Consider the following 12,125-nt stretch of genomic DNA (forward strand, 5'->3'; position numbering starts at 1 on the left):
ACCGTGCCCGGGTTATCCCTTGAGCCCGAGGGGGAAGGGCGCCTGAGGCGTTCCGCCGAGGAGATGTGCTCCCGCCGACTGCACGATCTGCTCCTGGGCGAGGATGTGCTGGCACATGGTGTGCAGGTCGCGAAGCCAGCGGTCCAGCGGCGACGTCTGGTAGATCGAGGCCGTTCCGACGAGGTCGGAGAGCCTGGAGACGACCGACCGGGCCGTCCGGAAGGCGTTGACGCGGGCGAGTGCCGAGGAGACCTGCTGGTCCGGCGTCGGCTGCTTGCCTTCCTCCAGCCGGCTCCACAGCTCGTGCAACGTTCCGTAGACCGCGTAGCGGGCCGCGGAGAGTTCCATCTCGGCCTGGCCGATGGTCGTCTGCACCCGGTAACTGTCCGACCAGGGGGTGCCCGTGGCCCGCTCGACGCGATCGGCCGCCAGCTCACGTACGTGGTCCAGTGCGGCACGGGCGACGCCCAGCGGCACACCGGGCACATTGCCCAGGAAGGCGTCGGGGGCGGACAGCGGCCCGGATCCCCGCGGATTTGTGAAGTCGAACGAACGCTCTTCGGGAACGAACAGGTCGGTGGCCTGGTAGTCCATGCTGCCGCTGCCAGCCAGGCCGGTGGTGTGCCAGGTGTCCACCGTCTCGAAGTCCTCGCGGCGGGCCAGCATCAACCGCCAGTTCACCGGCGCGCCGCCCGGACCGGGCTCGGGCTCGCCGTCGGAGTGGACGACACAGCCGCCGACGACCCAGTCGGCGTGCGTGACACCGCTGCCGAACGGCCAGCGGCCGTTGACGCGGTAGCCCCCAGGGACGCGGTCGGCACGACCGACCGGGAAGATCAGACCGGCGGTGATCGCGTCCGGGTTGGCGAGCATCTCCTTGACCACCAGCTCGTCCAGGTAGCCCGCGTAGATCCAGGTGTCCATGCCGATCATGGCGCACCAGCCGGCGGCGGAGTCACCGTAGGAGAGCGCCTCGATCACTTCGGTCTGCTGCGCGAAGGTGAGTTCCGGGCCTCCCCATTCCTTCGGCATTCCGATGCGGAAAACGCCCGTGTCACGCACCAGTTGGACGACGTCATCCGGAAGGCGCCTGGTTCGCGCGATCTCCTCGGAGCGCTCGCGCAGCAACGGGGCAGCAGCCCGCGCCCGCGCCAGAATCTCCTCCGCGGAGACAGGGGCCTGTTCGGCGCCCACAGCGGGACTCAGAGTCTCCGTAACCGTCATTGAAACCCCTCCTGTACCTGCGTGCTCGTCATTCGTTTCAGGCGCGATGAAAGACCGCCGTCCGCACCTGCCGCCGTACGGGCGAAGCCCACGCGGCGGAACGGGGGACGGGCCGGCCGATCCTGCGCCGCCCCCACGCTAGGGACGGCGACCTCTCGCCTCTCGTGTGAACGCGCACGCGATTTGGTACGTCCGCACACGCCGATCATCTAACCAGCGAAACTTACTTTAGGGGTTAAGCACCCCTCTTGCAACCGGTCACGTAAGCTTGAGGGGTTAGAACCTGATCGGATGGAGGATGGTGGATGACCGAGGCCGACCCGCGTCCGTTCGTCGGCGAACCTCTCGCCCTCGACCTGCTGAACACCCTCTGGCTGGAACACGGCCGGCAGGAGGACCTGCTGGACTCGCCGACCGGTCTGCGCGTATGGCTGGCCGGCCATGGGCTGGCGGACCGCTTCCCCGCTGACGGCGCGTCACTGAAGGCGGTCCTCGCCGCACGCGAGGCACTGGCCGCCGCTGTCACCGCGCCGGGCTCCCCCAGCGCGGCCCGGAAGGTCGACGAGATCCTGGGGCACGGCCGTATCAGGCCCACCCTGACCGCCGAAGGGCCCGGTGAGACCACCGAGTTCGAGGATCCCGCCTGGAGCGCGGCGTGGACGGCCGCCCACGACTACCTGCACCTGCTCGCCACGGCTCCCGACCGGATCCGCCTCTGCGACCAGCCGGACTGCATCAGGTACTTCCTCGACACATCCCGCAACGGCACCCGTCGCTGGTGTTCGATGGCGCTGTGCGGCAACCGCGCCAAGGCGGCACGGCATTACGCGAGGACCCGCCCCGCCCGTGACTGAACGGCCGACGGCACCTGCACCCACGGGCGACGGCGCAGGCCGGAACACACTCATGGCAAAGGAGCATCCATGAATCCGCGCATCCGCCACCGCACCGTCAGCGTGCGGGGGCTCGACGTCTTCTACCGCGAGGCCGGCTCCGCCGACGCCCCGGTCCTGCTCCTGCTGCACGGCTTTCCGGCGAGTTCCCGCTCGTTCCGCGACCTCATGAGCCGCCTGGCCGGGAGCTACCGGGTCATCGCGCCGGACCACATCGGTTTCGGTCACTCCGCACGACCGTCCACCGACGACTTCGACTACAGCTTCGCCAACCTGGCCGCGGTCACGCGTGACTTCACGGAACAGCTCGGGCTGTCGCGCTTCGCCCTCTACGTCCACGACTACGGTGCGCCGATCGGCTGGCGGGTGGCCACGGCCCACCCCGAACGCGTCACCGCGATCGTCACGCAGAACGGCAACGCCTACTGGGAAGGCCTGGTCGCGGATTTCTGGGCACCCGTCCACGCGTACATCGCCGACCCGAACCCCACGACCGAGGCGCCCATACGCCAGGCCCTGACTCCGGATGCGATCCGGTGGCAGTACACCCACGGAGTGTCCGACGAGAGCCTGCTGGACCCGGACGCCTGGCATCTCGACTCGGCCTTGTTGCAGCGCCCCGGCACCACCGCGATCCAGCTCCGGCTCATCCGTGACTACGGCGACAACCTGGGGGCGTATCCGGTCTTCCAGGAGTACTTCCACAGCAGCCAGGTTCCGCTGCTCGCCATCTGGGGAGCCTACGACGAGATCTTCGGCCCCGAGGGCGCCCGGGCGTTCCGGCGCGACCTGCCCGGGGCTGAGGTCCATCTGTTGCCCACCGGGCACTTCGCCCTGGAGACGCACTGCGCCGAGATAGCCGATCTGGTCACGGAGTTCCTCGGCCGCAAGCTCCCGGCAGCCGCTCCTGTCCCGGCCGAACATGGTCCGTCGGCCGGCCGCTGAAGCGGCCCGCAGCCCCACGACCTGAAGGCAACAGGCTCTCAGCTTGTGATTTAACTCGTAGGAGCCTTCGGTGCTTGGCTCGCATACTGGTCCGATGAGTCCGATTTCCTCGCACCATCGGTTCCGGGACCCACGCAGCACGAAGTATGACTTCCTCACGTCTGTCCTCGTGCGCTGCCCCGGATGCGAGAAGGTCGCACAGGTCGGGACAGCACCAGACCCAACCGGAGGGCACGACCAGGGCCTCTTCGCACCAAGGCGTCTCATCTGCCGAAGCTGCGGGACGGCGAAGGAATGGAGCCGCGGATGTGTGGCCTTGCACCGGGACCCGTGCGAGCCAGCCACGGACCCGTACTTCGACGTCCGTCTGTGGCTGCAGACCGAGACCCGGCACGGGTGGGTATGGGCCTACAACCTGGAACACCTGGACTTGATCAGACGATTCGTGCAGGCGTCGCTGCGTGAAGGGATTCCCTGGCACGACCACGGCCGCAAGATGACCGTCGTGGCCCGCCTGCCCGCCTGGATGCAGCAAGCCAAGAACCGCGACGAGGTGCTGCGGGCCATCGCTCGCATCCATGCCTCACTGCTCCGCACCTGATCCAGGAACACTGAGCTTGACGCTTAACCTCGCTGCTGTTCGTGTTCCCTGATCGTTTCGGCGCGCTTCACGGTCTTGCCGACGTCCTGGATACGGGCTTTGTGCTGGTTGCGGCTGCCGGGCGGACGTCCAGGGCCTGGCCTGCCCGGTTTGGGCGCGGCTGTGGGACGGGCCGCCTTCCGGCGGAGGTTGCGAAACCCTCGCCGGACGCGGGCCGGGGACAGCCGTTCGGTCTTGACGGGGCGTTCCCAGGGGTGGCGTAGGTCCTCGGCGAGGGGGCGGGCGAGGCGGAGCTGGGTGTGCGCGGCGATGACCAGCCAGGTCCACAGGTCGGCCGCGGCGGGGTGGCGGATGCGTGGTGCGGTCCAGCCGAGCGCCTGCTTGATCATTCTGAAGGTGTGCTCGATGTCGAACCTGCGCAGGAACGTCCGCCACCACAGGTTGACGGTGGCCGGGGTGGAGCCGGTGGCCGAGCACCACAGCCACACCGGCTTGGGGGTGGCCTCGCCGGGCAGGCGTTCCACGGTGAGACGGATCAACGTGCCGTGCAGCAGCGGGAGTTCTTCTGCGGCGTGCTCCAGCCAGGGGCCGCGGTGGGTGAGGCGGGGGTGCATGCGGTCCCAGGCCATCGCCTCCGCTTTTCCGTAGCGGGTGGTGTCCGTCATCGTGGTGACCTCGGGTGCGTGCCAGGATTCCGGTTTGGCGAAGGTCAGCACGCCGCCGTGTTTGCGCGGCCGCCCGCCCCGGGGGCCGGAGCGGGCGGGGCCCGCGTCGCGGAGCATGACGCGATCCGAGCGCAGGCGCCCGGCCAGGATCACGGGCAGGTCGGCCAGGGCGTGGGAGAGGTAGGCGCTGTCGTAGCCGGCGTCCATCACGATCAGCATGTCGGGGTCGCCGCTGTTCCAGTGGCCTGCGGCCATGATGCGGGTGACGACTTCGCGCAGCTGGGCGGCGGTGACCGTGGTGGCGTCGTCGGCCGGGCCCAGACGGACGGCGTCCAGCAGGGCGCACCAGGAGGTGCGGCCCGATTCGAGGGCCGCGACGAACGAGTAGGGCCAGCCGGGGATCAGCTGGTCGCAGCTGCGGTCGGCGCGGCGGCCGTGGACGTGGCAGAAAAGCCGGTCAGGGCTGGTGTTCGCGTCGGGACGCAGCCAGTTGGAGACGTCCACCGCCAACGCGATACGGCCGTCGGCGATGCGGGGCAGCGGGAGGTCGGCCAGCGCCCGGCGCATGCGGACCGGTTCGCACCAGCCCTTGTCCAGAGCCGCGTACAGTGCGCCGTGCCCGCGCCGCATCTCATGCGCGAGGGAAAGCTCGACTAGTGTCCTGACCGGGCCGTCGGTGCACAGCACCGCGTCGGTCAGCTCGAAGAGCACGTCCGCGCGGGCGTACAGGCTCTCGTAGAACTCAACCCGAAAGCGGGACAAGACGTCCAACGCCTCGCTTGCGGGCGGGGCGGCAGGGAAACTCATGAGCAGCGGCCGTTCTCTCGTGCTTCGTGACTCGACATCTCGAAGCGTGGAGAACGGCCGCCCCCGCTGTCCCGGGAAGAACCGCAGATCAGCAGGTCGGGTGACCTGCCAGGTTAAACGTCAAGCTCAGCGCCGGAGTTGTTCCCCGGTTTCTTCGGCGAACACGCAAGAGGCGACGTCCCCGGGCAGATGTACCGGCTCACCGCCGTTGCCGACCAGCACTCCCGGCGGTGCCGCCGTCACGTTCACCACCGTGCCCGGTTCCACTCCGGCCCGCCGCAGCGAGTGCATCAGCCACGGGTCGCTCTGCAGGGTTTCGCCGATGCGGCGTACGACAACGGTCCTGCCGTCCGCGCCCGGGTCGGTCAGGCACAGCAGCCCTCCGCCCAGGGACGCATCGGCCCCGGACAGCCCGCCCAGTTCGTCCAGGCCCGGGATCGGATTGCCGTACGGCGACTCGGTCGGGTGGCGCAGCAGTTCGAGAATACGGCGCTCGACCCCCTCGGTGATCACATGCTCCCAGCGGCAGGCCTCTACGTGCACACGCTCCCACTCCAGGCCGATGACATCGACGAGCAGGCACTCCGCCAGACGGTGCCTGCGCATCACGCGCGTCGCCAGTCGGCGCCCCTCCGCGGTCAGCTCCAGACGACGGTCACCGGCGACCCGGACCAGGCCGTCGCGCGCCATCCGCGCCACGGTCTGGCTGACCGTCGGCCCGCTCCGGCCCAGCCGCTCGGCGATCCGGGCGCGCAGGGGCGGTACGCCCTCCTCCTCGAACTCGAAGATGGTGCGGAGATACATCTCCGTGGGGTCGATCAGCTCGGACATCGCGGGCATGCGCCATCTCTCCCCTGTGTCGGCCGGTGGTGCCGGGAGCCTCCCCGACACCACCACCTACGGCTCTCCCGCGCCATACGGGTCAGGAGCGCGGTCCTGATGCCTCGGCGCGGTCGGCACCACGTGACGATTCGAACCGCTCCCGCATCTGCACCCTGCGGAGCTTGCCGATGCCGGTCTTGGGAACGTCCTCCTTCGTGACCGGCACGACGTGCGCGAGGTCGACCCCGAATGCGTCCGCCACCTGGCCGCGGACCAGGGCTTCCGCCTCGGAGACGTCCACTCCGTCGCGCGGGTGGAAGAAGACCGCGAGCTCTTCGCCCTCTCCGCCCTCCGCGCTCACCGGGCAGGCCACGGTGTAGGACGGCACGACGAAGTCGAGCTCCTCCACCCTGGCTTCGATCTCGTGGCCGTGGTACGTCACGCCGTCGAGCTGAATGACGTCATCCGCCCGCCCGGTCACCGTGAGGATTCCGTTCTGGACGTAGGCGAGATCACCGGCCTTGAACCAGCCGTCGGCGGTGAACGACTGCCGGTTCTGGTCGGCGTTCTGGTAGTAACCGGAGGTCACTGTGGCACCGGTGACCTGCAGCCGACCGGTGACACCGACGGGCACGAGCTCGTTGCGCTCATCGACCACGCGCAGGGAGGTACCCGGTTGCGGCCGCCCCACGGGGACGTAACGTTCGTCCCCGGCATTGACGGCGGAGAACTCGCAGTCGGCCACGCCGGCGGAGGTCTCCGACATGCCCCAGCCCGGGTACATGGCGTCCGGCGGAAGCCCGAAGGGGGCGAGCACCTCCAGAAAACGACGGACCACTCCGCTCCGGACGGCTTCGCCGCCATTCATGATGTAGCGCAGGCAGCTGAGGTCCCAGGACTGCTCTTTGAGCCGATCCGCCTGGTCGTTGATGAGTCCGAAGGCGAAGTTGGGTGCCCAGGTGGTGTCCGAACGGTGCCGGTCCATCGCGGCGATCCAGCGCAGCGGATCGCCGAGCACCCACTCGAACCGGGCGTGCACCTGGCGACAGCCGAGGTAGACGTCACGGGCATGAAACATGACCAGGCCGCCTACGTGATCCAGGGGCATCCAGTTGAAGGTACGCGTCCGGCTGCTCAGCCGGTTCACAAGGACAGTGGCCGCAGTACGGCTCAGCACGTTGCGATGGCTGAGCACCACGGCCTTCGGCACACCGGTACTGCCCGAGGTGAGCAGCCGCACGGCCGGATCGTCGGGGTCGGCCTGGTGCCATGCCCGGTCAGGTGCGTGCGAGAGCAGGTCCCGTGTGGTCCCCAGCCATGCGCCGTCCCAGCGCGGATCGGCGGTGACCGCCGACGCCACCTCCTGACCGGCTCCGGTGACGACCCTCGGCCTGCTGTAGCCGTTCCAGACCCGCCGCAGCAGTTCGGGGGCGGCCGCGCGCTGGTCGACGGTGGCGCCGGCGTTGAGGGGCATCGGGACGAAGCCGCCCAGGACGCACGCCCAGAAGGCGGCCAGCAGTTCCCTGTCCTCACCCACCTGGAGAATGATCGTTTCTCCGGGGCGGGCGCCCGCCGCGCGGATGCCGGCGAGCATGCGCGCGGCCTCGTCCAGCAGCTGCTGATATGTCATTGCGGTCTCGCTGCTGTCCGGCTGGATGAACCGGATTCTTTCCTCTGCGCCTGCGCTCCGCGCCGCCCGGACGAGCGCCTCGCCGAGATGGGCCACGTCCGGCGCGACAGCCGGCCCGCCGTCGAGAAGCGAGATGTCAGCGGTCGTCATACCGAGCTCGCCTCCTCGGCGGTCGCCACTATCACCAGCGGGCCACGCCCGTGGCCGGGTGCGTGCTCCTTCCGGAAACCGCCGTACTCGGCGGTTTCCTTCAGGCCGACGTCGGCCAGCAGTCCGCGCACCTCCGGCCCGGTGAGGACCGCCTGGTCGAAGAAGTTGTCGTACATGGCCACTTGGCCGTCTGCCTCGCGGACGAGAAGGGTTTCCTCGTTCCTCCAATTCGCCGCGTGCGGGTTGATCGACTGGCGGGCGAGCCGGGTGATGAGCACTCCGTCGCCGCGATGATGAGCCACCGTGTGCTGCTGGTAGCCCTCCACGAAGTTCAGCAAGTGGCCGAATTCCAGGACCACATGGCCGCCGGGCCGCAGCAGGCCCCGCATCTTCCGCAGAACGGGCCGCAGCTCTGCTCGCGCAAGGTAGTTCAGCGTCATGAAGATGCTGTAGACCAGATCGAACCGGTCATCGCAGGTGAACGTCTCGACCCGGTCATGCACATACTCGACGCCCTCGCCGCCGACCGTGCGCGCATACTCGATGAACGACGCACTCTGGTCCGCCCCCAGGCACGAGAAGCCTCGCGCACCGAGCTCCCGAAGGTTCGTACCAGTCCCGCAGCCGAGATCGAGCACGCGTCCGCCCGCCGGTGCGAGAGAGGCGAGGAATTCCGTTTCGGCGGCGATATCCCGAAAATCCCCGCGCATGATCTCGTAGTACTGTCCGGGAAATTCGAAGCTAGTCAATGCATTTCCTTCCCACGTGTCATGAACTATCCAAATCATGCACAGTGCACCGCGCGTCAGCCACTGAGAGCCCCTCGCTGCTTTCTGAATTCCCGAGGCGTGACGCCGTACCGATCCCTGAAAAGGCGACTGAAGTGTGAAGCTCCGTAAAAACCCGATCGTTCACCGATCGCCGCGATGGAGAGGTGATCGAACCTGGGCTCGGCCAGCTCGGACCGGCAGCGAGCCAGCCTTTCGTCCCGGATCCATCGCGCCGGGCTGGTGTTGTACTCGCGGAATATCTTCTGCAGGTAGCGCAGCGAGACGTTGTACTGGTGGGCCACAGTCATCGGGCAAAGATCGGGGTCGGCCAGCCGCTCGCGTATAAAGGCCTGGATGCTCAGCATCAAGGTAGGCCTGCCCACGCTCGCCTCTTCGGTCAACGAGCGCAGCCGCTCCATGAAAAGCGCGGCAGCCAAGCCTGCCACGCTGCCGCCCAGGAGGTCGATCCCCGTGTCGACATACTCGCCATGCTGTTCGAGACCGACGAGCAGGTCGCACATCAGCGCCCCAAGGCCGTGTGATCCGTCCCACAGGTTCGCCGTGAGCATCTCGGTGTCCTTTGCCGTGAGCCCCAACAGGCGGCGCGGCAGCATGAGGATTACCGCACGGAACGGTTCCGGCATGATGACTTTGTAAGGCCGTGAACTGTCGTAGCAGACAAGCTGCGCCCCACGGGCCGCCGCATGTTTTCCGTCCTGGAAGACCAATATCTCGCCGACCAGCGGGCGGCACACGCTCAGATATCCGTCGGCATTGAAATCGAGCAGCCTGCCGGGCCGGATCATCTCGCGCGGACCGCCCTCCACAAGAAGGGCCCGCACTTCTCCGAACCGATTGCTTACCGTAGTTCCCTGGGGCTCTTCGTCGCAGTCTCGGACAATTTGCACACAGTCATGGGACTGCGCGAGTGCGTTGAAGCGGATAATGGCATCTCTATCAGCCCGAACACCGACACGCATCATCGACCAAACCCCCGCCTGTCGAGAACTCAGGGGCTTTCCGCGGCCGCGTCATTGCAGCCGCCACACCCACTATGGGTGGCGATGTCCCCCTGCATCCGTGAACTGCACCATTGGAACATACCCGGGTGCTGGTTTCCTAGGGGGCAAGAGAAGCGCAGTGGCGCCCACGGCACCCGAAGCGCCGCTCGCACCTGGCACTGTCTGCGCCGACCTGCGGCACAGCCACCGCATCGATCCGATCGATCGCGCCATCAAGAGGACGCAACTCAGCCATGGCTCGTGCGCGATTCGTCAATCAGGGTTGCTCCGCACTCATTAGCGTCTCGACCGCCGTCCGGCGTCTCGGGCGGAAGTGTCACTCACCTGCGAGAGAGGACCAGGCACGTGGCGACAAGAGTCGGTATCAACGGGTTTGACCGTATCGGGCGAAGCTTCCTCCGCGCCGCGCTCGCACGGGACGCCGATCTCGGGGTGGTCGGCGTCAACGACCTCACCGACGCCCGCACCTTGGGCACCTGCTTGCGTACGACAGCACGGCCGGCCGGTTGAACCGCGCGGTGCTTGCGATGGACAACGCGATCAGTGTCGACGGACGCCTCATCCGCGTCACCGCCGAGCGGGATCCGGCCGTCATCGGCTGGAGCGAGTTGGAGGTGGACGTCGTCATCGAGGCGACGGGCGTGTTCACCGACGGGGAGAGGGCGAAAGCACACCTGCGTGGCAGTGCGCGGAAGGTCATCATCAGTGCCCCGGCTCGGAACAAGGACCTGACCATCGCCTTCGGCATCAACGACCACCTGTACGACTCCGACCGCCATGACATCGTTTCGAACGCCTCGTGCACCACCAACTGCCTCGCGCCCACGGCTGACGTACTGGACCGGACCATTGGCATCGAACACGCCCTCATGACGACGGTGCACGCCTACACCCAGGACCAGAACCTGCAGGACGCCCCCCATCGTGATCTGCGTCGCGCCCGGGCCGCCGCCACGAACACCATCCCCACACGACCGGAGCGGCGAAGGCCATCGGTCGCGTCCTGCCTCAACAGACCGGCAAACCGGACGGATTCGCCCTACGCGTTCCCGTGGCGGCCGGCTCGGTGACCGATTGACGGTCACGACCAGCCGACCCACTTCGGTCAAGGAGGTCAACCAGCTCTTCGCCGAAGCCGCGCAGAGCCGACTGGCGAACATCTTCAGATACACGGAGGACCCCATCGTGTCCGGCGGCATCGTCTCTGATCCGGCCTCGTGCGTCTTCGACGCGGCACTCACCAAGGTGATCGGCAAGGGACGGCAGGTGAAAGTCGTCGGCTGGTACGACAACGAATGGGGCTTCGCCAACCGCCTCGTCGACACGGCTCTCTTGCTCGGCGCCCGCCGATAGCGAGCTGGGCGCCGGGGAAGTTACCGAACATGAGGAGATCAGTGTGATCAAGACGCCCTATCACGAGGGTGAACAGGCCGTGCAGAGGAGGGCGGGCGAAGGACACGCGGGCTGGGGTTCTCCCATGTTCGGCGATGTGATCGAGCCGGCATTCGCCCATTTCCTGAGGCAGCAACGCATACTCATCCTCGGCTCCACCGACGCCGAGGGCGCCGTGTGGGCCTCCGCCCTCACCGGAGACATCGGCTTTGCCGACCCGGTCGGCCGGCACGATCTCGTGGTCGCTGCCGTACCGGCCCCGGACGACCCACTTGAGCACGCCTTCGAGGCCGAACGCGCTGTTGGCATGCTCGCGATCGAACCGCCTACCATGCGCCGCATCAGACTGAACGGAGTGGCGCAGGAGCGAGAGGGTGCTCTCCATATCCACGTCGAGCAGGCCCTGGGGAACTGCCCCAAATACATTCAGCAGCGCGTTCTTCTAGACGACGCCGACTCCTCGGATCCCGGCCGGGCTACCGCCGAGACCCGTACGGACCTCAGCCGGGAACAGCAGCGATGGATCTCAGAGGCAGACACGTTCTTCATCGCCAGCCACTCCCCGGGCCATGGGGCCGATGCCTCACACCGCGGCGGCGAACCAGGCTTCGTGACCGTCGGTCCGCGCCGACTCTCGTGGCCGGACTACGTCGGGAACTCCTTCTACATGACGTTGGGGAACATTCACCTCAACCCGTCCTGCGGGCTGCTCTTCCTGGATTGGGAACACGGCCATACGTTGCAGCTGACCGGCCAGGCCCGGATCGACTGGGACCCACAGCGCAGCGCGAAGCTGCCGGGTGCTCTGAGGCTCGTCGAGTTCGACGTCGAGCATGTGGTCGAGATCCACCATGCGACGGCCCTTCGCTGGACCTTGGCTGCGCCGTCCCCGTTCAACCCTCCACTCGGCCAGGACTTCCCCGCTCCCTGACCCTGACACGTCGACGCACAGGAGCCCTGCCAGGCAACCCGGCCACCTCACATCAGCCCCACCGCCCGGGTCGGCCGGACCGGTACGGCAACCAGGTCGACTACGCCCTGCCTGTACCCGGTGGCGCCGTTCGGAGCCACCACGCCTTCGAAGGAAGCCAGCCCGAAGTCGTTCTTGAAGTGCACCTTGATCTCTGCCATGTCCAGCCCTCCCCTTTGAGTTCCGACTCCGGGGCGGGCACATCTGACAGCACCAAACGGGACATTTCATTTT

At 67.6% G+C, this 12,125-nt stretch carries 11 protein-coding genes and 1 pseudogene; 5 read left to right on the plus strand and 7 right to left on the minus strand.

Annotation, left to right across the window (positions count from 1 at the left end; genetic code table 11):
• Positions 1-12: 12 nt before the first annotated feature.
• Positions 13-1,224: an acyl-CoA dehydrogenase family protein gene (locus ACI2L1_RS37330; protein ID WP_404743876.1), complete on the minus strand. Its 1,212-nt coding sequence runs from the start codon at positions 1,222-1,224 to the stop codon at positions 13-15.
• 305 nt (positions 1,225-1,529) lie between these two features.
• Between ACI2L1_RS37330 and ACI2L1_RS37335 the strand changes: the two genes are divergently transcribed.
• From ACI2L1_RS37335 to ACI2L1_RS37345, 3 genes are all read left to right on the plus strand, one after another.
• Positions 1,530-2,078, plus strand: a complete 549-nt coding sequence (locus ACI2L1_RS37335) for a CGNR zinc finger domain-containing protein (RefSeq protein WP_404743877.1) — start codon at positions 1,530-1,532, stop codon at positions 2,076-2,078.
• Positions 2,079-2,147: 69 nt separating this feature from the next.
• Positions 2,148-3,062, plus strand: coding sequence for an alpha/beta fold hydrolase (locus tag ACI2L1_RS37340; RefSeq protein ID WP_404743878.1), 915 nt, complete (start codon positions 2,148-2,150; stop codon positions 3,060-3,062).
• 94 nt (positions 3,063-3,156) lie between these two features.
• Entirely contained in the window at positions 3,157-3,663 is a 507-nt protein-coding gene (locus ACI2L1_RS37345) for a hypothetical protein (protein ID WP_404743911.1), read from the plus strand.
• Between the two features lie 23 nt (positions 3,664-3,686).
• Here ACI2L1_RS37345 and ACI2L1_RS37350 read toward each other — a convergent pair whose 3' ends face one another.
• The 5 genes from ACI2L1_RS37350 to ACI2L1_RS37370 all read right to left on the minus strand — a co-directional run bounded on the left by ACI2L1_RS37350 (position 3,687) and on the right by ACI2L1_RS37370 (position 9,490).
• Complete coding sequence (locus tag ACI2L1_RS37350) at positions 3,687-5,135, minus strand: NF041680 family putative transposase (protein ID WP_404743879.1); 1,449 nt, start codon at positions 5,133-5,135, stop codon at positions 3,687-3,689.
• A 126-nt stretch (positions 5,136-5,261) separates the two neighbouring features.
• Positions 5,262-5,966 carry a metal-dependent transcriptional regulator gene (locus ACI2L1_RS37355; protein WP_404743912.1) on the minus strand — a complete coding sequence of 235 codons (705 nt, stop codon included), beginning with the start codon at positions 5,964-5,966 and terminating at the stop codon, positions 5,262-5,264.
• Between the two features lie 91 nt (positions 5,967-6,057).
• On the minus strand, positions 6,058-7,737 hold the full coding sequence (locus tag ACI2L1_RS37360) for an AMP-binding protein (protein WP_404743880.1): 1,680 nt from the start codon (positions 7,735-7,737) through the stop codon (positions 6,058-6,060).
• Entirely contained in the window at positions 7,734-8,486 is a 753-nt protein-coding gene (locus tag ACI2L1_RS37365; RefSeq protein ID WP_404743881.1) for a class I SAM-dependent methyltransferase, read from the minus strand. Before ACI2L1_RS37365 ends, ACI2L1_RS37360 begins: the two co-directional genes overlap by 4 nt.
• Positions 8,487-8,542: 56 nt before the next feature.
• Complete coding sequence (locus tag ACI2L1_RS37370) at positions 8,543-9,490, minus strand: AraC family transcriptional regulator (protein WP_404743882.1); 948 nt, start codon at positions 9,488-9,490, stop codon at positions 8,543-8,545.
• 384 nt (positions 9,491-9,874) lie between these two features.
• Here ACI2L1_RS37370 and gap point away from each other — a divergent pair.
• Positions 9,875-10,882 (plus strand): annotated as a pseudogene (gene gap, locus ACI2L1_RS37375) (type I glyceraldehyde-3-phosphate dehydrogenase).
• Between the two features lie 43 nt (positions 10,883-10,925).
• Positions 10,926-11,852 (plus strand): pyridoxamine 5'-phosphate oxidase family protein, encoded by a 927-nt coding sequence (locus ACI2L1_RS37380; protein WP_404743883.1) that lies wholly within the window; start codon positions 10,926-10,928, stop codon positions 11,850-11,852.
• 47 nt (positions 11,853-11,899) lie between these two features.
• Here ACI2L1_RS37380 and ACI2L1_RS37385 read toward each other — a convergent pair whose 3' ends face one another.
• A complete protein-coding gene (locus ACI2L1_RS37385; protein ID WP_404743884.1) occupies positions 11,900-12,052 on the minus strand; it encodes a hypothetical protein in 153 nt (50 codons plus the stop codon).
• Between the last annotated feature and the right edge of the window lie 73 nt (positions 12,053-12,125).

Origin of the sequence: Streptomyces sp. NPDC019531, from assembly GCF_044903305.1 — a bacterium.
Taxonomy (GTDB): domain Bacteria; phylum Actinomycetota; class Actinomycetes; order Streptomycetales; family Streptomycetaceae; genus Streptomyces.